The sequence below is a fragment of the Spirosoma pulveris genome (assembly GCF_054781875.1).
Map to the genome: position 1 here is coordinate 1,781,803 of NZ_BAAGTO010000001.1, position 22,253 is coordinate 1,804,055.

Sequence of the window (22,253 nt, forward strand, 5' to 3'; positions counted from 1 at the left end):
ATACGCTTGCAGCATTTTACATCCATACTCGAAAAGCTCCCCTACAGCAAACCGTTTCTGTTTGTCGACACCCTGCATCATGTCGATGCAAACGGCGTTGAAGGTAGTTATACATTTCCGGCCGATTCGTTTTTTTACCTCGGCCATTTTAAGCAGATGCCTGTAACACCGGGAGTTATTCTGACAGAAGTGATGGCCCAGATTGGTGTGGTCTGCCTCGGCATTTTTCTGCTGGCCGATACCCTTACCGAAGGCCTCGGCATTGCAATGACGAGCACACAGATCGATTTTTATAAACCGGTTTTCCCCGATGAAACCGTTACCGTTCGGTCAACAAAAGAGTATTTTCGATTTCATAAGTTAAAATGTAACGTCGAGATGCTGAATAGTCGGGGCGAACTGGTTTGCCGGGGCAGTATTTCGGGCATGATGAAACCCACTACGTATGCGTAACCGAGTTGTCATTACGGGTTTAGGCGTTGCGGCTCCCAATGCGGTGGGCATTCCGTCGTTTCTGGACGCTATCCAGGCGGGACGAAGCGGCATTGCGTTTCAGCCGGATCTGGCCGAATTGAAATTTTCGTGTCAGATTGGCGGCATCCCGCCCGTTACCGACGCCATCAGGCAGCAGTATTTCAGAGAGCTACAACTCCGGCAGCTCAACAGCAGCGGCATCATCTACGGCGTGATTGCGGGTATGGAAGCTTGGCAAAATGCCGGGTTACCCATTGCCACCGAAGAACCCGACTGGGACAGTGGTATTATTTTCGGAACGGGTATGCTGGGCGTTGATAAATTCCGGGAGTCGATTTATAAAGTTGATGAGGGTCAGGTCAGGCGGTTGGGCAGCACGGTTGTTATCCAAACCATGACCAGTGGGGTTAGTGCCTTTCTGGGCGGCATGATTGGCTGCGGCAATCAGCTTTCGGCGAACTCTTCGGCCTGCGCTACGGGTACCGAAGCCCTGCTGCTGGCCTACGAACGCATTGCCCATGGGCAGGCAAAACGGGTGCTGGCGGGTAGCTGCAGCGATCATGGCCCGTATATATGGGGCGGATTCGATGCCATGCGGGTAATGCCTTATCAATTCAACAACGACCCCGAACGAGCCTCAAGGCCCCTCAGCGCTACAGCAAGCGGATTTGTGCCGGGCAGCGGTGCCGGTGCACTGGTGCTGGAATCGTTGGAGTCGGCGCTGGAGCGGAAGGCCACTATTTACGCCGAAGTACTGGGTGGGCATCAGAATTCGGGCGGGCAGCGGGGCGGTGGTTCCATGACGGCTCCCAACGCCCAGGCCGTAAAGCGATGCATTCAGCAAGCCCTTCAACAGGCAGGTGTTCAGCCCGACGAAATTGACCTTATCGACGGCCATTTGACGGCTACGATAAAAGACTCGGCCGAGGTGACGGCCTGGTGCGAGGCCCTTGACCGTTGGGGGACAGATTTTCCGTATATTAATTCGCTGAAGTCGATGGTGGGGCACTGCCTGAGTGCAGCCGGCAGCATCGAGTGTGTGGCATCTGTGCTGGAGCTGCACCACAAATTTGTATACCCCTCCATTAACTGCGAAGACCTGCATCCGGAAATTTCGGCCCTGATCGCACCGGACCGAATTCCACAGCGGGTAATTAAACAAAATAGTACCGTACTTGCGAAGGCCAACTTCGGGTTCGGCGATGTGAATGCCTGTGTTATTCTAAAGACGTTTTACCAGTAAACAACCGTATGCAAACCAAAGACGAGTTAATTACCACGCTAAAAAAAATTGTAAAACCATACGTTCAGGATGAACAGGCGTTCGAACACGTATCCGAGCGTACGGACTTCATCAACGACCTGAAAATCAACTCTGCTAATCTGGTCGATATTGCACTGGATGTGGAAGAAGAGTTCGACATTGTGATCGATAATGAGGCCATGGAACAAATGCTGACCGTTGGTTCATCCATGGATATCATCACCAAAAAACTGGCCGAAAAAGCGTGATTGGAAACGACATTGTCGATTTAGCCCTGGCAAAGCGCGAAAGTAACTGGCGCCGAAGGGGCTACCTCGACAAAATCTTCACCCCCCATGAGCAACAGCTGATTCGGGCAGCCAACGACCCCGACCAATTGGTCTGGCTGCTGTGGAGCATGAAGGAAAGCGCGTACAAGCTGTCTACCCGACATACGCACGACCGCGTTTTTGCTCCGGCCAAAATCGTCTGCCATATTACCAGCCAAGTGTCCGAATCTGCAACGGGTAACGTCTTCTATAACGGAACCTGTCAAGCAAAATCAGTCATTACGCCCCGCTACGTCAGCACCGTAGCGTTTACCTCCGACGCTATACCAGCGCTCGAACAAGTCATCGTTCGCTTCGATACGATGGATTTACAGACTCACCAACGCCAGATTCGGGACCAGATCAGGCAGCACTGTGCCCGGTTATTCGACATCCCGGAACAGGAGGTTGTTATTGCGAAAGACAGTATTGGGGCTCCCCTCCTCACCCTTGGCAAGTCGGCTTTGGTACCGCTTTCCATAAGCCACCACGGGTTTTACGGGTCATTTGCTATTGGACCAACAGGAGGTTGAAGTGGCTTACTTACTATCGTCACGACGACACGACTGGCCTATTGTATAGACTCATTTTTTCCTACTTCAATAGCCTGGTTTGCAATAATACCTTTACTTTAACTATTCGATAGAGAATATCCACTATTTCCTGGTGATTGTCTGAATAAACTGTAGTCGATTGTTACGTTGCACCTATCTGGCTGAACTGCCTCATTGTAAACAACGAAATGTTAGCGTCAACGTATCTGTTGGTCAGATCAGGAATCATACGAAGACGCAGGACGAGTTTTCACCCTTTGTTGTGAACATGAACCAACAACCTCCTTATCTTGAACAAGAACTGGCGACTCGGGTTGAGCGACTGGAATCCGCCCTGCAAGCGGCCAACGTAGGAACCTGGGACTATAATTTAGTAACGGGAGAGGCTTACTGGTCCAGCCTCTGCAAGCAACTCTTTGGTTTGCCGCCCGAGGCTGAAGTGACAGCAGCCACCTTGTTGGCTCAAGTACACCCTAACGATCGCGAATGGGTCGCTCAGGCCAACCAGCGCAGTCTTGATCCCATCCACCCCCATCCACACAACATCACCTTTCGTACGCTTACGGCCCAGGGCAGCCAACGTTGGGTGCAAGCCAAAGGAGAGACGCTCCGCCATGAACAGGGGCACATTCTACGCTTTAGCGGTATCGTCATCGACGTAACTGCCCAGATCGAAGCCCGCCAGCAGATTGAAGAAAGCCACGACCGCTATAGAACTTTAGCCAATGAACTGGAAGACCGGGTCCATCAGCGAACCCAGTCCTTACGGGAGGCTAATCAGGACTTGCTGCGGTCCAACCAGAATCTGGAGCAGTTTGCCTTTGTGGCCAGCCACGATTTGCAGGAACCCCTGCGTAAGATTCAGTCTTTCAGTTCAATCCTGCAAGAAAGGTACGGGGCGCTGCTGGGTGAAGAAGGGGGCATTTACCTGAGCCGACTTACCAAAGCCGGGGCACGGATGTCTACGTTGATTCGTGACCTGCTGACCTTTTCCCGGATTTCCACCCAGCAGGCTGTCCTCAACGAAGTATCGGTACAGCAGGTTGTGCAGCAAGTCCTGGACAACCTGTCCATTGCTGCTGGAGAAAGTCAGGCGCAAATTACCCTGGGCAATCTACCCGTTGTTCAGGGTGATATGCTGCAACTGAGCCAGTTGTTTCAGAACCTGTTAAGCAACGCGCTTAAGTTCCGGCGTGCGGGTATCGTCCCACAAGTTCAGGTACTAGCCCATCCGATGGCTAGTGCCGATCTTCCGCCCGATGTTCAACCCACACGGCACAGCCATCTTTACTGGTGTATTTCGGTGAGCGACAATGGGATAGGTTTCGAGGAGAAGTATACGGACCGTATTTTCCAGGTCTTCCAGCGGCTGCATGGCAAGGATGAGTTTTCCGGTACGGGCATAGGGCTGGCAATCTGCCAGAAGGTGGTTATCAATCATGGTGGGGCAATGACGGTAAAGAGTCAGCCGGGTCAGGGGGCTACCTTTCATGTTTATTTGCCTGTATAACCTGGCCTAAGTGGCTAGGGGTAGCATTTGACCAATTTGTTTGACGATGATGAACTCGACTCGACTGCCATCCTCTTGAAGCGCCTGCTGGGTGATCGTAGCGTTCTCCTGATAATGGGCAAGCGTCCCTTCAATTAAACCGTATGCCAGATCGCTTAGCTGACGGCTGGATTTGTAGACCATTCGTAAGGTCTCCTCATTGAGACGGGTAATAAGGAATTGGGGTAGTTCGGCTTCGGGGTAAAGTTTTTTTACTTCATAATGAATATAGGCATCTACCGAACTAAGAAAAGAGAACGCATCGGGGGCGGCAATGAGGAAGGGGTGATATTGAGTAACAAACGTCTTAAAGAGAAATCGGCCGTATTCCCGTAGTAATTCGGCTACTGGTATGTTTGTACATTGGCTAAGATTCTTGACCAGACTGACCATTTCGCAGGATGGATAAGTACCACCCGAGGTGTATATGCCACCCGAGGCCAGAGGGGTTGTCAACAGCAGGGTGTCAACCAGCCCGTAACTATATTTCTGCTCCACCATATCCAGAAGCTGGGTGAAAATTATACCTTTCATAGTCCGTTGATGGTTATATATAAATATATGATAATTTTAAAGTATTTCAATTGAAAAGCCAGGTCTTCCCTTAATGGATGGGTGAGCATGGGTTTAGCTCACGCTTCCACTTTTTAACAAATTAAATAGCGTTGAACCTCAAACGAACACACCAGCAGGACGGTATTACCTCTGTAGCTTACAAAAGCAATCAGGCTTGTAGAATGGGCAATAGCTCGTGGATCGTCTCGAGGGTGAGTGGCTTGGTATGGTAAGCAACGACATTAGGGAACTCCGCGCAACGTGACCGATCCAGCATACTCGTTGAGGATGTGAGGATGATTACCCGATGGGTTTGCCCCGTTTCCTTCATTCGTTCCAAAAACCCCCACCCATCCAGTTCGGGCATGTTCAAGTCCAGAAAGACAACCGTTGGCTCAAGTTGGGGCAACTGAGTAAAGGCCAGGCAAGGATCGGTAAAGTCGTGGATCGTCGACGGGATAGGCAAACGAGCTAATTGTTTGCGCATAATTAGGTTACAGATGCTGCTGTCATCCACCAGCATAATGGAAAGTGTCATGAGTGCTTAGGGTAAGGGGAGATTCCCCGGAGAAAATACCAGTTCGGTGTCTATTCGGTCAACGACTCCTCGCAAGGCTACATCCAGATCTGTGGATGTGGTGAGCAGGGCCGGAATAAGCTCATTGACGACCTCCTCCAGGGGCAAATCCTGTATTAAGTACGTTAAGCTAAGGATGCGGGCTACCGGTTCACGGATGGTATGGGCGTGTTCCCGATAGAGGTTTAACAGTTGGGCATTTTTGGTGGTCAACTCCTGCGTTCGGTGCTGGATGATGGCTTCCTGCTGAGCAACCAGCCGGGCAATCTCCGAATTCTTCTGCTGAACCCCCAATAGCGCATCTTCCACCGCTTTTTTGCTTGCAATCAGTTCGTCAAAGAGACTTAAAGCGAGTAACTTGGCATATAGGTTCTCCAGCGCAATCTTTAGAACGGGCACGTCTGTAGGCTGAAACTGGCGGGCAGGGTTTGATGCGACCGATACCAGCAGGCCGGAGCGGGGGGTAAATTCAACATTCCACCCCCAGACCTGCGTTGGCGGTGTGGCAAGGTGCAACGGGAAAGCCGCTAAACTAGGGCGAAATAAGTCTGGCTCCTCGATGATCAGGGGAACATGCTGGTCTTTAAGTACGCGTTCGTACTCACCCAGCAATCGCGCATCCCCGCATTGAAAAACGCACTGACTGGGTATCAGGGTGTAGATCGTGTAGCACTCAGCATGGTAGAAGCAGAAACGAATCAGTTGGTAGTCGAAGAGGTACTTCACCTGTGATTGCAAACACTGTTTTACTTCTTCCAGGGTCGTAGACCGACTCAAGGCGCTTGAAAACCGAGAGAGCGATTCGTAAATAATGCGGTACTTAAAGTCGAGAGCAGGTGTCACGTAGATTTACCCGTTTATTTCCAGCAGTTCATTATCTATTTTGATGCCCGAAATATCGGCGATGGTGTTGAGCATATTCACCAGATCAGCCTGAGCCATAAGCTCCTGAATTTCGGCCTCATCGAAGCCCGCTTCGAACAGCTGTTGAAAATCGGCCTCTGTGACTAAGGCCGAGTGCAGGGCCGCCCGGGTCACCACCTGCACCGCTGTCCGATAGCTGAGGGGGATAAGTTCCGAGTTTAGATGTTGAGTGATAACAAAATTCTCGCCGAAAGACTTACCCATAGTGTTGGCAAAGACGGCGTGAGCCTGGGCACAGTATTGACATCCGCGCTGAGCAGATACATTATAAATGATCAGTTGCTTAATAATGTTAGGAACAGATCCCTCAACCAGCGTAGCTTGTAGTTTAGCCCAGTTTCCGCGGAGTAACAAAGGATTGCTGCCCTGGCATTTAAACCAGTTGAGTACAAAGGGCAAGCCAAGAGCCCGCTTGGTCTGGTCGTAAATTTCCCGCACTGCCGGACTGGCTTCTTCGTAAGATACGATTCGATAAGGTTGATGTTGAGTCATGAAATGTATAAATTATAATCAATCAATAAAGGTATATAGTAACATTATATGAGCAAAATTTATTTATCTCTTAATAACATATTTATTAAATTATGACTTTATTTCCTAACAAATCGGTATATCAACTCACTGGCAAAACCGTATAGACTCCTTATTGCGCAAAGGCACTCTTTCTGCATACATTTTATCACCTGCTTACTAAGTTATTCACTACGTTTTCAAACCTGAGAGCACCATATCATCCACTATATCCCCGCCAGTGATTTCCGATATTCTGAAGGTGTTTTCCGGGCGTGCTGCTTGAAGAACGTGGTGAAATAAGCAGGAGAGCTAAAGCCGGTTTCATAGGCGATTTCGGCCATTGTTTTGGTACTCTCAGCCAGTAAACGCCGGGCTTTTTTCAGGCGTATCTCGGCAACGTAATCAATCACGTTCATATCCAGCAACGCCTGCACTTTCCGGTAAAGCTGCACCCGCGACAGGCCCATATCACGACTCAATTTCTCCACGCCAAAATCAGGATCGGTGAGGTTCTGCTCAATTAGCCCGGTCAGCTCATTCAGGAATTTCTTATCCTGCCGATTGCCGCCCCCCGCCTGCGACAGGAAGTCGGATGCGTACCGCCGTTGCCATTTTTCGCGGTTGGCCAGCGTGGTACGCAGTGTTTCGAGCAGATAGGTGGTATTAAACGGCTTGGTGATGTAAGCATCAGCTCCGGCGCGGGTTCCTTCAATTCGCTGTTCCATCTGTCCTTTGGCCGTTAGCAGCACTACCGGAATGTGGGAGGTACGCAGGTCAGCTTTAACCCGCTGCGTGAGTTGCATGCCGTCCATACCAGGCAGCATAATATCACTGATAATCAGGTCGGGAATTACGTCGATGGCACGTTCCCAGCCTTTTTCGGCAGTACTCTCGGCAATAATCTCAAACTCCTGACCTAATCGGGTGGTTAGAAACGTCCGTATGTCGTCGTTATCTTCGATGACCAGCAGTGTCCCCGAGCGTTTTCCGATTAACTCAACAGGCGTAACGGCCTCTTCTTCATCCAGATCGACCAGCAATCGTGGCGCCATGGCTGCATTTTGCCGGATGCCGTTTGGCGAACCCGACTGATCCATTTCCTCCTCGGCCAGATGGGCGTTACCCAGCGGCAGCAGAATAGTAAAGGAAGTTCCTTTCTCTTTTTCGGATGTCACTCTGATTTCGCCCTGGTGCAGTTGAATAAACTCCATTGACAGCGCTAATCCAAGCCCTTTTGAGAGGTTGAACGGCCGCGTTCCACTGTAGAACAGGTCAAACGCATGTGCCTGCTCATCGGGCGTCATGCCCTCGCCATTATCCTGAACCTGAATACATACCCGATTATCCTGCTCCTCGAGCCGAATATGAATCAGCCCCCCTTTCGGTGTGTATTTGAATGCGTTGGAGAGCATGTTCACAATCACTTTGTCCAGCTTTTCGTTGTCGAACCAGACCGGCAAGCTGGTTTTTGACGGAATGAACTGGAGATCGATCCGTTGTTTTTCAGCTTTGCGTTTAAAGTCCACGACAATATCCTGAATAAAAGCCACCAGATCCTGCTCCGCTGTATGAAGCCGTTGTTTACCCGCATCCGTTTTGCGGAGGTCGAGCATCTGGTCAACCAATCGCAACAGTCGGTAGGCGTTTTTCCGGATGAGCGCCAGGTTACTTTTCAGGTCGTGAGGGCTGACTGTTTTCTTCGTCAGCAGATCCTCCGTTGGTGTCAGAATAAGGCTCAGGGGTGTATTGAACTCGTGTGAGATGTACGAGTAAAACCGTAGCTTTTCTTCGGTTGCCAACCGGGCCTGCTGCGATACGGCCTCTATTTTATCTTTCTGCTCCCGAATTTCCTCATTTTGGTTTTCCAGTGTTCGGTACGCTGCTTGCTTCGACCGAAAGAGATATAACGCCCAGGCACCCAGCAACATAACAACCAGCAGACTGGCCAGTGTAATATATAACGTGTTTTTCTGTGACGCGTAGGTTTGCGTTAGCGAGTCGATGCGCTGGCTTTGCTTTTCGATATCGGCCTGTTGTGCCAGTAGTTTATCACCCTGCGCTTTCAACGCCCGAATATTCGACCCGTCTATCTGAATCGAGTTGAGTATCTGCTCGCGCTTTACCGATTTGCCGGCCAGTATTCGCGTAGCCGTTTCAATGGCTTCCTCCCCGCCCGTAGGGTACAAAAAGCTGGCTTTCAAAATACCGGCCGTAATCGCCTGCATACCCGCGTTTGGGCCCGGCAGGGCATCGATTCCAACAAAATCCAGCTTTTGCTGAATCCCGTTTTGCTTACAGACGGCATACGCCCCGAGCGCCATCACATCGTTATGCGCGAACACTAAATCGGCCTCCTTCAGGGTACCCAGTTCCGCAGCCACCACCCGGCGTACCGTGTCCCGCTCCCACTGCCCATTGAGCTCTTTGACCACCCGTATGCCGGGGTACTTGGCTAACTCTTCGTGAAGCCCCCGGTGCCGCTCCTGAGCGGGCGACGAACTGGGCAATCCCCACACCTCAACGACCCGTCCTCTCCCTTTCAGGTGATTGCCAATAAACATACCGGCTAACCGGCCAATCTCGACGTTGTCGCCACCGATATAGGCGTTATAGGATTCGGTTTCAATTTTACGATCAAGCAGAATTACCGGAATACCTCGCTTAAAAACGTCTTCGATAACTTTGGCAAACGGAGCCGCTTCGTTGGGCGAAACGATCAGCAGGTCAATTCCCTGATCGATAAGTGCGTTTATCTGGCTGATTTGTCGGGTAGTGCTGTTGCCTGCGTCTTCGTAGAGGAGGGTGTAATTGGGGTGAAACGTCAGCTCGCGCTTCATATCGTTGAGCATGGTCTTACGCCATTCGTCGGCCCCGGTGCATTGCGAGAAACCGATCCGGTAAGTTTTCGTCTTCTTTCCCGATTGGCAACTTCCCAGCAAGCACCATCCCAAGAAAAGAAGCAGCCCGGTAAAGGCCTTTTTTCTTAAAGTCGACTTTGCCAAAGAGAAAATCATGTTTGTTGTCGAGCAACGACCCCTGTAATTCATGAAGGAAGAGGATATTTCGGCACTGTTCAAAGATAATGTATAAGGAACGCCCTACAAAGGCCGTCATTATCAGTCATGAACACGTAACCCACCAAATCCTATCCTACTTCAGAGCAACATGGTAAAATTCACCCCGCTTTTCCTATCCGTGTCAAAACACAAGTCATCCCGAATGTAAACAGACCAGCCACGCTGCGTTCAAATTTGGGATGACTGAGGCCCGCTGAAACAGACGTGCCGAACCTACCTGTATGTTAACGTCGTGGTTGCCTGACAGGCTTTATCGGTTGTAAACCGAACCCACCGGGCCTGAAAATCCTTTGGAAACGCATAGGCAACCGTTTTTCCAGGGGCAACCGTAAACGACTTATACGTCATCCAGACGCCCGTACCCACGGGATCGGCCTCAAGCGTGATCGTTACCGGCTGCGTAGCATTGTGCGACAATTGCAGACTACGCTGGTCGTAGAAACCAATCAGATAGGGATCAGAGGCTTCACCGGCTTTTACCGACGTACTTTTCCAGGGACCACCGTGTCCGGTTGGTTTACCCAGTTTCCAGAGATCATCGATGGCTCCGGCCCAGATAGCCGCCTTCTTATCGTCCGAGACAATGATGTGCTCGTTTTTTGCGGCCGCTTTCAGGTCGATCCCCGTCATAACGAGCAGCCCCCGGTACGATGCGTAATCGTTAATGCGCAGATTGTGCGAGGCAACCGGCCGCATCTTAGCGTAGCCGTCGGCATTCTCGGCGGGTAACTCGTAAAACGTACCGTGGCAATTGAGCAGGTCGCGTTCCGTAGAAACTTCGCGACAAATGCGAAGCGCTGCCTGATTGGTCAGTTGTGTATAACTGTCGTTTCCGAGAGGCAACCGCCAGCGCCGTCCTTTATCATCGACGATCAACACGCTCGACTCGTCGATGGTCACGACTTTCTCCGGAATGGCGAATTTGTTTTTGATAACCTCTACGATACCGGCATCGTCTTTCCGAATAAGCTGCATGTTGGCGTTCAGTTCGTAGTAGCCAACATCCGATGTCTGCCCGCCTTTATAATCCTGCGCGGCCATACCCAGCGCCCGGCGATTATTGCCCAGGCCATACATCAACCCGCCCGAAGTGTTGGCGGTTGACACCGGACTGAGTCCGGCAAACAGATTACCGGCGGTTGTGCCGCGCGTGTCATCAGCCGAATACGAGAAGTGGGCGGAAAGATTAGCCGCTTTATCGGACTTCACCCGAATCCACTCGCCGGGCATATTGGCGGCAAACGCTACGTTTGCGGACTGGTGCGCGCCCACGGTTACGGTTTGTAAAGGTGTCCATGCTCCTTTCCCAGCTTTGTCAACCTCCACCGTAATCTGCACACTCGTGTCGCTGTTGTTCTGGAACCAGGCTGAGCGATTGACCCACCCGGCAAACAAAAACGGCTCTGAGGCCTCGTTGGCCTTAACGGCTTCATTCAACCAGACAGATCCCTCGGCCGTGTTTGGCCCCAGCTCATCGGGGAGGTCCAGGGATGTGAACCACAGATTAGAGTTGGACTGGCCGGGGCCTTCGAGGTTCCCCTTTACTTTCCGTTTGTTCAGAAACTCCTTCTGGGCTGAATCGTCGCAGCCAAAAACCAGTCTGTCATTCCAGCGGGCGTAGTCGCCAATTACTTTAAGATACGCAGAACGCGGTCTGATACCAGCTGTGTTCGCTGCGGTGAAGCTGCCGGGAAACCGCCAGAACATCCCGTGCATGGTCATCAGATAGTCGGGCTGTGCCGTTGTACCCACATCCCGGATGCGCGGCCATTCGGTATTCCAGCCGTGCGCACCATCGTACGAATGACTGGCTTTGGGCAGGCGAAAAAAGTGCCAGCCCGTCGACTTGTCGCGCACCCCCAGCAACACCGATTTATGATCCCAACCGGTGGCCCAGATGGGATCGGTAGCCGCGTTTTTGTTGCCATAAATCCCGCCGGGACCCGTTACTTCAACGAACTGGTTTCGGCGGACCACTTTCCAGTCCTTCCCGTTCCATTCGGAAAGTGAACCCGCATCGACGTCGAACTGAACCAGCGCTTTGGCACCCGGCTCGCCGTTATTGGAATAAACCATCACGCCCTGGCCCGAATAAGCCCCTTTTCCATGCGCTCCCGGCAACAGGGTATTTTGCAGATTATTTGATTCGTCGGTTTCTTTTTTGTGTTTAACGTTCCCGTCTTCATACAGCATGGTCGGAGTCAGGCTGTTCACATCCACATCATAGAAGCCTTCTTCCATGGTTGCGTAATAAATCTTCCCCCGGGGATCGGTCAGGTGGCGGGCGTTTCCGGTGTGGCGGCCCGGCATCTTACTGTAGGGAATGACCCGCACATGCGCCTTGCTGTCGATGGCGTACGGCCCAATAAAAAGCTGATTACTTTCGGGATGTATCATCCGGTTGGCGGGGGTGCCGCCAATGCTTTCCGACCGGACGATCTGCTGAAGATCGGGGGTTATTTCGTACAGTTTATCCGACGAACCAAACGGCAAGTGCGGGCCGTAGGTAACCACCCAGAGCTTGCCCGCCCAGGGTACAACGGCACCGGTTCCACATTCACCTTCGTTGTTGTACATGGCAAGTTGCGGATAAATACCGCTGTACGATGGCAACTTTTTCGCCTGGGCAACGGCCACATCACTGCGCGTCAGCAGCCATGCAACCAGGCAGGCCGTTAAAAGATACGTTTTCATTGACTAATTAATAAGTTGAGAATTAAGCGGTTCTATACTCGAATCTACTACCAGCCCGGACTCTGGGTCAGTTTGGGATTGGCCTGAATTTCTTCCAGCGGAATAGGGTAATATCGGTGTTTATCCTGTGGCGTTCGGATTGGGTATACATCGTTGACAGCTTTGGGGATTACGGCCATAAAGGTGTTGGTGCGCGTCAGGTCAAACCAGCGGTCGGCTTCGGCAAACAGCTCCCACGAACGTTCCTGTAAAACGGCCGAGATAAAGGCATCTTTCCCGAGGCCCGGCGTTAGGTCGGCCAGACCAGCCCGCTTTCGAACGGTATTGATGTATCCGTAAGCCGCTGGTGTCGCCCCGTTCAGACGCGCTTCGGCTTCGGCAGCAACCAGATACACATCGGCCAGCCGGATAATGGGAAAGTTGCAGTTGTTGGCTTCTCCGATGGAGTTCGGGTCTCGGTATTTCCGAATCAAAACACCTTTGGGCGTTACAGGCGTGATGTCTTTCTGCAGAACAATCTTGCCGGATACATCCCGGTAGGTCGTATCGAGCAACTGCCGCCGTTTATCGCCCGGCGAAAACGAGTCGAAGAACGACTGGTAGGCAAACCACGAGCCAAACGACACTTTGGCGTAATCAGGACCCGAACTGTTTCGAGGTCCGGCAATGCCCATCACCGTTAACCAGCGACTGGGCGTTACCCGGTCGGCTTCAACGGCCCACATGTTTTCGATCCGGGCTACATCTTCTTTGTCCACGTCGAACACATCCAGTACGTTCGGCATCAGCGAATACTTACCCGAATTGATCGTTACCTGCGCCAGTTGCAGCGCTTTGGTCCAGTCTTCGTTGTAGAGAGCGACTTTGGCGTATAATCCCTGAATGGCTTCTTTAGACGGACGGCCTTTGACCAGACTGGCCGAGTACGATGGTAATCCGGCAATTGCCTGGTCCAGATCGTTGTAAATCTGCTTGTAGATTTCGGTCCTGGGGCTTTTGGCAACGAGGGCTTCGGTCTCGCTGGTGCTGGGTTTGGTTTTCACCGGAATCTCGTTGAACGTTTTGGTCAGCGTCCAGTGGTACAAAGCCCGCAGCGCGTAGGCCTCGGCCACAATTTCGGTCCGGCGCTGCACATCCATCTGAATAGCGGGGACTTTATCAATGACCCAGTTGGCATTTTCAATGCCTTTGTAGCTAAACCGCCAGACGCCCTGCGGTCCTTCCGTTTCATGCCGACCCGAATTCCGTTGCGCCGTAAAATACGGATCGTAGGAAAACAGCGTGATGGTGTTCCGACCTACAACGGCCCTTGGATACGCCTGATCGGCGGCAAAATCGGATACGGCTACGAGCGGAAAGCCATACAGATTGATCAGCGACCCGGCCGCCGACGCAATTCCCGCTTCGGCATCGGATGCCGTCTTGTAGAAGTTGGTCGTAAAAATGGAAGAATAAACCGACTCCTCCAGTTTGCTGCATGACATCGTCAGGCCCGACAACACCAGCAGCGGCAGAATATGTTTTTTCATGAGTTTTAGGAAGTTGGCTGAACCGCCCGGCGGTTTAGAACGTGATCTGTAAACCACCCAGATAGGACCGGGCGATGGGATAGGTACCGTTATCGATAAACTGCGTTGTCGCGTTGCCGAAGTTGTTCACTTCCGGGTCGAAACCCGTGTACTTCGTAAGGGTAAGCGCATTGTTGGCACTGACGTACAGGCGAACTTGGCTGATGCCTTTGATTTTTGGCAGGGTATAGCCCAGCGAAACATTCTTCAGCCGCACAAACGAGGCATCTTCTACGTAGCGGTCTGAAATGGGCAGTCGCCCGCCCTGAAATCCACTGGAATACTCATTATTGGGGTTCGTTGGCGACCAGCGATTAGCCATACCGGCCAGTACATTCTGTTGCCCCAGAGCTGTTTCGAAAGTGTAACGAAACAGATTCATGAGTTTGTTGCCCTGTACCCCCTGCACAAACAGGTTAAGGTCGAAACCCCGGTAACGAAAAGACGACGAGAAGCCAAACGTATACTTCGGTTGAGAGTTGCCGACAATGAGCTGATCGGCGGCCGTAATGGTGCCATCGCCGTTGATATCTTTCACTTTATGGCCGCCCAGGCGCCCGTCGTAACCCGGCAAAATGGTTTCGCCGGATTGGCTGATGCCATCGAAAATGTATGTTCGGTAGAGGCCCATGGGATAGCCCACTTTCAGCAGTGCAAAAGCCGAGCGGGGCAGCTCATCCAGAATGCCGTCCAGTGACAGCACCTCGTTTTTATTGAATGTAACATTCGCCGAAGCATCCCACTGAAACCCGCGTCCGCTGCCCGGTATGATCCGCCCATTGACGGCCAGCTCAACGCCACTATTCTGTATCGAACCGAAGTTGCCGGTGAGTGCCGTATAACCCGACGACATGGGTAACACCTTCTGAAACAGTAGGTTGTCTGTGCGTTTCTTGTAATAATCGGCGACCAGCGACAGGCGGTTATTGAACAGACTGACATCCACACCCACATCGACCTGCGTGGAGCGTTCCCATTGCAAATCGGGGTTGGGGATGGCAATGGGGTTAATGCCGGTAATCGGGTTGTGGTTGTAATTGTAGTTCAAACCCGACGCACTTACCGTCGCCAGTGATTGATAGGGGTCAATGGCACCGGCGTTACCCGTTATCCCCCAACTTCCGCGCAGTTTCAGATCCGAAACAAAGGAAGCCGATTTCATAAACGGCTCTTCAACAATTCGCCACGCACCCGCCACCGCCGGGAAAAAGCCGTATTTGTTGTTCTCTCCAAATTTGCTGGAGCCATCGGCACGGGCCGTCAAATCCAGAAAGTACTTATCCTTATACCCATAATTGATCCGCCCCAGATAGGAATCCAAACGCGACTTGCTCTTATCACTACCGATCCGCTGGTTGACGGCCAGACCAACCGAATTATTCTGCGTTATATCGTTCGGAAAATTGGAAGCTGTTTGTGTATATCCCTGATTGACATTAGCTTGTGTAGCTAAAACGGCCGTGGCGGTCAGGGTATGCTGCGTAGCCAGACGAGTCCGGTAGGTGAAAATACTCTCGTGCAGGAGCGTTCGTCCGTATGAACTGGTGTTCGAAGCATTGCCCCCACCCGACGCCAGTTGCGACTGGCTCAACAGCGACAACGGCGAGTAATACTCCGATAAGGTGTTGCCCAGATCGACATTGAAACTTGGCCGATAGGTAAATCCTTTAAACAGGGCGAAGTCAATGTATACATTGGCCAGAATCCGCTGGCTCGTCTGCCGGTTAATGGGCGTTATGAAGTTCAGCGGGTTTGTCACTTCCTGATACTGGCCGTTCATCTGATCCTGAAACGGGTAGATAGTACCATCGGCCCGGTAAGGCGTCAACGTAGGAGGAGCTGCCACTGCTGCTCCGAGAACACCCGCCCGGCTACTGGTTACGTCGGAGCCGGTGCCGCCAACACTCACCCCGTTGTTAACAGAATAGCCATAATACAGGCTGGTACCTATTTTTACCCGGTCGTTTAACCGGTGGTCGACGTTGGAGCGGAACGAATACCGCGTAAAGTTGGAATTTCTGATGATCCCGTCCTGATTGAAGTAGTTGAGGGAAAGGGCCAGCTGCGTTTTCTGATTTCCACCCGTAACGGAAAGCTGGTGGCTTTGAATCATGGCTTTCCGAAAGATCAGATCCTGCCAGTTGGTGCCCTCGCCGAGGCTGGCAGGGTTCGCATAGATCGAGCGCTTGTAGACTTCATTTTCGAGTTGAGCAAACTGCTGCGCGTTCAGCACGTTCAGGGTTTTATTGACCTGCTGCACCCCGGCATAGCCATCGTAACTAACGCGCGTCGCACCATCCTTACCGCGTTTGGTCGTGATGAGAACCACGCCGTTTGCCGCACGAGCGCCATAAATAGCGGTCGATGAAGCATCTTTGAGCACTTCAATCGACTCGATGTCATTCGGATTGATTTGTGAGAGCGGACTTACATCGGCAATACCACCGGAGTTGGCAATCTGAATTCCGTCGATAACGTAGAGCGGTTCGGAACTGCCGTTAATGGAGTTTGTTCCCCGAATCCGAACGCTGACATTGCCACCCGGCGCCCCCGAATTCTGCGTTATCTGAACACCGGCTACCCGCGCCTGCAAGCCCTGTGCTACATTGGCAACGGGCGTTTGCAGCAGATCGGCCGCTTTAACGGAAGCAATGGCCCCCGTTGTTTCAATTTTGCGCTGTGTGCCGTAGCCCACCACCACCACTTCTTCCAGTGCCTTCGTGTCGGGAACGAGCTGAACCGTGATGGTTGCCTGACTGCCGACGGCTACTTCCTGCGGTAAATAACCAACAAAACTCACGACCAGTGTAGCGCCCTTGTCGGGTACAGCCAATTGAAACGTACCTTTCGTATCTGTAACCGCGCCCCGCTGCCGACCCGCTGGATCGGTACCTTTAAGGAGCACACTTACGCCAGGGAGCGCTGCCCCTTTCTCGTCGGTAATGGTACCCGTAATAATGCGATCATCAAGAAAAAGCACATTGGTTTCCGCCGGTTTGCGAATCGGGCCAACATCGGTAAGAGTAGCCGTTGTTTCACCGTAATCAAGCCTGCCCAGGTGCCAGGCCTGCGACAGCCGAGGAGGCAGTAACCCTAAAAAAACGACGCAGTACAGTAAACGTTTTTGTCGCATAATATTTAGATATTTATAGTTTTTGAGTCAGCCAGCCAACAAGTGAGCTTCGACTAAATACGAGTATGCAAAGGTAATTTTGCATTATACGAAGATGAAAAACTAGACTTGCCCATTTCGTTAACCGAAATTATGGACAAGACAATATCCTGATCAACAAAGGCTTATCATTCATGATTGCAGAAAATGGACAACCCGGAAAAGTGGATGCCTTTGCGTTTTTGGAGGTTTGTTGCCGTAAGGTGAGCGAAGCGTATGGCAAGCCTGACCGGGATAGGTGGACCAACAGTGATTACGTCAGCCTGAGCAACATACTTTTCAGGCAGACGCATGTGCGGATTAGCCCGAATACCCTAAAGCGCATCTTTGGCAAGATTAAAACCGATGTTCGGTATTATCCGCAGAAAGCCACTCGCGATGCACTATCCGTTTACATTGGCCATCCCGATTGGGACCACTTCGTTAACATACAGGCATGGGAAGCCAGGAGGGCTTTGTCTCCGTCGACGGAGTTCAATAAAGAGGAGAAAATGCCTGAACCAGCAGTCTTTATCAGGCCTGAAACCAGCAGGATCCGAAATAGTCCTGATCGGCGATGGGTACGCCCTTCTCTGGCCGGTGGTATCGTTTTACTGATCGTCAGCAGTTTTCTAATTGTTTGGCAACTACCTAAAAATCAGGAGTTCGTTCAGCTTATCTGCCGCAATCCGCTGGGAGAAAATCCGCACTCGGCAGTATTTCAACTCAAACGACCAACCCTCGATGCCAGTCAATCCGTCAACTACGCAATTCTGTTCGGCGATGGCAAACGGGAAAACCTCAACGCTAACGACAGCCTTTACACGCACTATTACGAACGACCGGGCCGCTATTTTGCCATCCTCCAGCAAGACGGCGTAAATGTCGACACGACAACCATTTACCTACGAACAACCGCCTGGACAGTTACAGCCAATATGATGCATGACAGCAGCCGGGTTTATCCAATTGACGTCAGGAACCTGTTTGTGGGTGGACAACGGAGCATTAGCACACAGGAAGCGGCCAGGGCGGGTATTGATACGAATCGAACCTTCTTTATGGAGTTCATCAACAGCCACCCGACCACGATTAACGGGGATAATTTTGAGCTGTCGGCCCGGGTATCCTCCTCCCCCGACCGGGCGGGTGTTCGTTGCTCGCAGGTGGGTATTACGGTTTGGGGTGAATCATCGCAGCATGCTTTTGAAGTCATGAAATCAGGCTGTGCCCACTGGATGCAACTACAAAATTCGGATGTTCAGAAAAATGGACACCGGGAGGATTTGACGTTTATGGCGGCCGATCTGCGGGCGGGCGGTACGTTAATGCTGAAAGTTATTGACAGGCAGGCGGCCATTTTCATCAATGATCGCAAGGTTTACGAAACAAGATACACAAAACCACTAAATACCATATACGGAGTCAAAATCCGGTTTTCGGGGATTGGTACGGTGCATTCTTTTGTCTTGAAGGATTTAAAAACCGGAACCCTTTTTGACGGCAATTTTTGACATGAGCACGTCTGCTTAAAGAGCAGGCCGACTTGTCGCTGGCTTACTCACCCGACGCGGGGCAGAGTTTTGCATAACCACTGCCCAAAATCGCGAAGACGTTCTTTATAATGAATAACTACTTACCGCCTTGTCAATGCTGTTCGGCGGGAGTCGAGTTTAAGGAAAATGAACAGCAGGATGGAAAACGACCAGAGCGAAGAACCGCCATAACTAAAGAACGGCAAGGGAATACCGATAACGGGCATCAGCCCGATCGTCATGCCGACATTTACCATGACGTGGAAGAATATAATACCGGCAACACAATAGCCGTATACCCTGGCAAACTTGGTCCGTTGTTTTTCGGCCAGAATAACGATCCGCGATACCAGTCCAATGAAGAGGGCAATGACGACCAGAGCGCCTATAAAGCCGTGTTCTTCACCGATGGTACAAAAAATAAAATCGGTGCTTTGCTCCGGCACAAAGTCAAATTTGGTTTGTGTTCCTTCCAGAAAACCCTTGCCCTGAAGTCGCCCCGAACCAATGGCGATCTTGGCCTGCGTTACATTCCAGCCAACGCCCAGTGGGTCAATTTTAGGATCGACGAGTACCTTGATCCGGTTACGCTGGTGTTTTTGCAGTACGTTATTGACAAAGAAGTCAACGCCGGTAACATAACCGATCATAACAATCCCTACCAGACCAATTGACAGCATATTTGCCATGGTACGGTTATAGCGGGGCATCAACAGAATAATCAGCCCTAACAACGCGCCAATACCAATGAAGATGTAGAGCTTGGGGAAAACCAGCGCCAGCACAAACAGCGCAGCCGCCGTGATACCCACCGCCGGAATCCAGCTTGGCAGCCCTTCCCGATACAGCATAATCGTGAATGACGCAAAAACGAGCGTTGATCCCGTCTCGTTGGATGCCAGAATTAAAATGCAGGGAAGGACAATAATACCTCCAATGTACATCAGGTCTTTCTGCTTGGTTAGGTTGGTACCCGGCACGTCCAGGTATTTAGCCAGCGCCAGCGCCGTGGCAACCTTGGCAAATTCGGCTGGCTGAATGGAAACCGAACCAAATTTAAACCATGACCTCGACCCGTTGATATTCGTTCCGGCAAAGAGGACCAGAATCAATACCAGAATCATAAAGCCGTAAAAGACAAAGGCAAAGGTGTCGAAAAAGGTGTGGTTGACAACCAGAATGCAGATAATCAGGATGACCGTGGTGCCAATCCACATCATTTGCTTCCCGGCATTGGTCGTCATATCGAAGAGACTGGTATGATCTTCCGGACTATAGACAGCGGCATAGACATTCAGCCAGCCCATCGCTACACAGCCGAAATAGAGCAGGAGCGTGAGCCAGTCAATGTTTTGTGAAAATGGGTCGTTGTTACGGGCCAAGGTGATGAGCGATGTGTGATGTGTAATGTATGAAGTATTAGGTAGTTTGTATGAAGATACCGGATTGCAATACAACCTATATCATACATCATACTTCATACATCCCACTTCGGTTAATTTCCGTTAATAACAGCGGCTACGACCGGCTTCGTTTTCGTGTCGGTCATCAGAGGTTTGGGTGCCGGTGCTGCTTTTGGCTGAACCGTATCCTTTTTAGGCGTTGCCGGAGCAGGCTTCTTATAACCGGGAAGTCCGGCAACTGGTGGCAGATAGTTAGATGCCAGTACCTGTTCTTCAAGCTTTTTGGCTTCCGTCTTGCGCTTCAGATAGCGCTCGGCCACCAGGGCCGCTACCGAAGCGGCTGCTTTACCACCCCAGCCAGCGTTCTCCACAAAGACGGCCACCGCAATTTTAGGGTCGTTCATAGGCGCAAATCCAATGAAAATGGAGTGGTCGAACTTGTGGCCGAACTTATTATTCTGCGATGTACCCGTCTTACCGCACAGGTCGATACCCGCAATGTTAGCCAGGGGCGTTACGGTACCATGGGCTACCGCTCCACGCATGCCGTCGATAACCGGCAGGTAGTACTTATAATCGATGCCGGTTTCGTGCCGTTCGCGGTATTCGGCAGGAAGACCCGCGCCTGGTTTGCCAAATCCTTTGATGTAGTGCGGAGTAATGTACCAGCCCCGGTTAGCGATGGTAGCTGCTAAATTGGCAAGCTTTAGCGGGCTGATCAGCAATTCGCCTTCCCCAATACTCAACGAATAAACGTTCGAGAACTTCCAGCGCAACGCGCCCCGATAGGCCTTATCGTAATACTCGGGTGTTGGCAGGTTTCCCTTAAGTTCACTGGGCAGATCAACACCCAGTTTACTACCGATACCAAATTTCTCAGCCATGTCGTGCCATTGTTTCAGGCCAATGGCCGACGCCTTAAACGTATTATTCTCTCCGTTGAAGTAGAGGAATTTACGAAATACGTAATAAAAATAAGGGTTACACGAATTCTGAACGGCCCCGCGCAGGTTGTTACCCCCCCGGCAGTGACAGCGCATCGGTGAGCCCGCGTGCCCATAAACTGTGTTGGGAAGAAGTGACCCTTGCTGTTGCGCGATCAGGGCCTGAATCAGCTTAAAGGTTGACCCAGGCCGGTAACTTGCCATAACCGGCCGATTGATCAGTGGCTTATAAGGATTCTTGATCAAGGCGCGGTAGTTTTTAGAAAAAAACCGGCTCGACAATAAATTAGGATCGTAGGTAGGTGCCGAGACGGACACCAGAATTTCGCCCGTTGCGGGTTCAATGGCTAATACAGCCCCTACTTTGTTTTGCATCAGACTATCGGCGTATCGCTGCACCTCCACGTCGATACCGGTAATCAGGTTTTGCCCGGCAACGGCCAGTGTATCGAATTCGCCATTTTTCCAGGAGCCTTTGTTCACTCCGCGCACATTCTGCATCATGAACTTTACGCCCCGCTTACCCCGCAGTTGCTCTTCGTACTGCTCTTCCAGTCCGTTATGACCAATGTAATCTCCCTGCCGGTAATAGAGAATATCCTGATTTTCGAGCTGCTTCTTACTGATCTCGCTCACGTATCCCAGTGCATTTGACAGCGTATGTGCCGGGTACGTGCGCATGGAACTAATTACCGGCTCAAAACCCCGATAATCGACCAACGCATCCTGAATACGGGCAAAATCCTCTTTGGAAAGCTGCCGAAGGAAAAGGGAGGGCTTTACGGGCGAGTAATTTTTCGCCAGGCCCATGATACTATCAAAGTCGGAAACGCTGATATTCATCATCCGGCAAAAGGCGGATGTATCGGGAATACGAACCTGCTTTGGTGTGACATACAGGTCGTAAACGGGCGTGTTGTAAACGATAAGCTGGTTGTTTCGGTCGTAGATCTGCCCACGATAGGGTATCTCGACCACTCGCTTAATGGAGTTTTTCGACGCCCCCAGCGAATAGGTGTCGTCCAATACCTGTAAGTAAAACAATCGGGCCAGATACGTTAATCCGACCAGGCAAAAAATACCAATGATGACCCACTTCCGATTCTCTAACATGAGAATATTTTCCTTTCAATCAAGCTATGTACTCTCTACAAAGTTAGCCG

At 51.3% G+C, this 22,253-nt stretch carries 16 protein-coding genes; 6 read left to right on the forward strand and 10 right to left on the reverse strand.

Annotated features, from left to right (window positions below; genetic code table 11):
- Positions 1–6: 6 nt before the first annotated feature.
- The 5 genes from ACYVJM_RS07235 (at position 7) to ACYVJM_RS07255 (ending at position 4,110) form a co-directional block, all read left to right on the forward strand.
- Positions 7–453 carry a 3-hydroxyacyl-ACP dehydratase FabZ family protein gene (locus ACYVJM_RS07235; protein WP_461147517.1) on the forward strand — a complete coding sequence of 149 codons (447 nt, stop codon included), beginning with the start codon at positions 7–9 and terminating at the stop codon, positions 451–453.
- A complete protein-coding gene (locus ACYVJM_RS07240) occupies positions 446–1,717 on the forward strand; it encodes a beta-ketoacyl-[acyl-carrier-protein] synthase family protein (RefSeq protein WP_461147518.1) in 1,272 nt (423 codons plus the stop codon). Before ACYVJM_RS07235 ends, ACYVJM_RS07240 begins: the two co-directional genes overlap by 8 nt.
- An 8-nt stretch (positions 1,718–1,725) precedes the next feature.
- Positions 1,726–1,986, forward strand: coding sequence for an acyl carrier protein (locus tag ACYVJM_RS07245; protein ID WP_461147519.1), 261 nt, complete (start codon positions 1,726–1,728; stop codon positions 1,984–1,986).
- A complete protein-coding gene (locus ACYVJM_RS07250) occupies positions 1,983–2,579 on the forward strand; it encodes a 4'-phosphopantetheinyl transferase family protein (protein ID WP_461147520.1) in 597 nt (198 codons plus the stop codon). The genes ACYVJM_RS07245 and ACYVJM_RS07250 overlap by 4 nt, the downstream gene beginning before the upstream one ends.
- A 289-nt stretch (positions 2,580–2,868) precedes the next feature.
- Positions 2,869–4,110, forward strand: a complete 1,242-nt coding sequence (locus ACYVJM_RS07255; protein WP_461147521.1) for an ATP-binding protein — start codon at positions 2,869–2,871, stop codon at positions 4,108–4,110.
- Positions 4,111–4,116: 6 nt separating this feature from the next.
- Here the strand turns inward: ACYVJM_RS07255 and ACYVJM_RS07260 are convergent, their stop codons facing one another.
- From ACYVJM_RS07260 to ACYVJM_RS07295, 8 genes are all read right to left on the reverse strand, one after another.
- Positions 4,117–4,683: a heme NO-binding domain-containing protein gene (locus ACYVJM_RS07260; protein ID WP_461147522.1), complete on the reverse strand. Its 567-nt coding sequence runs from the start codon at positions 4,681–4,683 to the stop codon at positions 4,117–4,119.
- Positions 4,684–4,873: 190 nt separating this feature from the next.
- Positions 4,874–5,242, reverse strand: coding sequence for a response regulator (locus ACYVJM_RS07265; protein ID WP_461147523.1), 369 nt, complete (start codon positions 5,240–5,242; stop codon positions 4,874–4,876).
- A 6-nt stretch (positions 5,243–5,248) separates the two neighbouring features.
- Positions 5,249–6,124 (reverse strand): hypothetical protein, encoded by an 876-nt coding sequence (locus tag ACYVJM_RS07270; protein WP_461147524.1) that lies wholly within the window; start codon positions 6,122–6,124, stop codon positions 5,249–5,251.
- Between the two features lie 6 nt (positions 6,125–6,130).
- Positions 6,131–6,697 (reverse strand): carboxymuconolactone decarboxylase family protein, encoded by a 567-nt coding sequence (locus ACYVJM_RS07275; RefSeq protein ID WP_461147525.1) that lies wholly within the window; start codon positions 6,695–6,697, stop codon positions 6,131–6,133.
- A gap of 245 nt (positions 6,698–6,942) precedes the next feature.
- Positions 6,943–9,732, reverse strand: coding sequence for a substrate-binding domain-containing protein (locus tag ACYVJM_RS07280; RefSeq protein WP_461147526.1), 2,790 nt, complete (start codon positions 9,730–9,732; stop codon positions 6,943–6,945).
- A gap of 276 nt (positions 9,733–10,008) precedes the next feature.
- The gene (locus tag ACYVJM_RS07285) at positions 10,009–12,489 is read right to left on the reverse strand and encodes a hypothetical protein (RefSeq protein WP_461147527.1); all 2,481 of its coding nucleotides are present in this window, start codon (positions 12,487–12,489) and stop codon (positions 10,009–10,011) included.
- Positions 12,490–12,536: 47 nt separating this feature from the next.
- Positions 12,537–14,018, reverse strand: a complete 1,482-nt coding sequence (locus ACYVJM_RS07290) for a RagB/SusD family nutrient uptake outer membrane protein (protein WP_461147528.1) — start codon at positions 14,016–14,018, stop codon at positions 12,537–12,539.
- A gap of 34 nt (positions 14,019–14,052) precedes the next feature.
- Positions 14,053–17,190, reverse strand: coding sequence for a SusC/RagA family TonB-linked outer membrane protein (locus tag ACYVJM_RS07295; RefSeq protein ID WP_461147529.1), 3,138 nt, complete (start codon positions 17,188–17,190; stop codon positions 14,053–14,055).
- A 173-nt stretch (positions 17,191–17,363) separates the two neighbouring features.
- Between ACYVJM_RS07295 and ACYVJM_RS07300 the strand changes: the two genes are divergently transcribed.
- Positions 17,364–18,722, forward strand: coding sequence for a hypothetical protein (locus ACYVJM_RS07300; RefSeq protein WP_461147530.1), 1,359 nt, complete (start codon positions 17,364–17,366; stop codon positions 18,720–18,722).
- A gap of 122 nt (positions 18,723–18,844) precedes the next feature.
- Here ACYVJM_RS07300 and rodA read toward each other — a convergent pair whose 3' ends face one another.
- The gene (gene rodA, locus ACYVJM_RS07305) at positions 18,845–20,125 is read right to left on the reverse strand and encodes a rod shape-determining protein RodA (protein ID WP_461147531.1); all 1,281 of its coding nucleotides are present in this window, start codon (positions 20,123–20,125) and stop codon (positions 18,845–18,847) included.
- Positions 20,126–20,238: 113 nt separating this feature from the next.
- Positions 20,239–22,203: a penicillin-binding transpeptidase domain-containing protein gene (locus tag ACYVJM_RS07310; RefSeq protein ID WP_461147532.1), complete on the reverse strand. Its 1,965-nt coding sequence runs from the start codon at positions 22,201–22,203 to the stop codon at positions 20,239–20,241.
- Positions 22,204–22,253: the final 50 nt, after the last annotated feature.